Source organism: Achromobacter sp. SIMBA_011, assembly GCF_046535435.1.
Taxonomy (GTDB): domain Bacteria; phylum Pseudomonadota; class Gammaproteobacteria; order Burkholderiales; family Burkholderiaceae_B; genus Achromobacter; species Achromobacter dolens.
The window spans coordinates 1-237 of the sequence record NZ_JAWRWN010001187.1 but is presented as its reverse complement, the minus strand read 5'-3'; the positions used below and the strand labels follow the sequence as shown (position 1 = coordinate 237).

At 58.6% G+C, this 237-nt stretch carries 1 protein-coding gene; it reads right to left on the bottom strand.

What is annotated here, in order from left to right:
• A partial coding sequence (locus SB816_RS34795; protein WP_410548599.1) for a DUF4870 family protein occupies nucleotides 1–237 on the bottom strand: 237 nt, incomplete at both ends.

The following is a 237-nucleotide window of genomic DNA, read 5'->3' as shown; positions in this document are numbered from 1 at the left end:
GATGATACGGTACAACGTCCAGATCGCGACAGCCCACAAAATTGGAATGCCGATCAGCACGAAAAACAGCGCAATCCCGATCAGATGCCCGGCCAGCCCGAGCCAGAAGGTGCGGATCTGCCAGGTGAAATGCTGCTCGTAGGGCGTGCCCGCCGCTTCGTCGCGCTTGAGGTAATTGATGATGATCGCCACCAGCACGGTCACGCCGCCGGTGAGCCAGTAAAACGCATACAGACC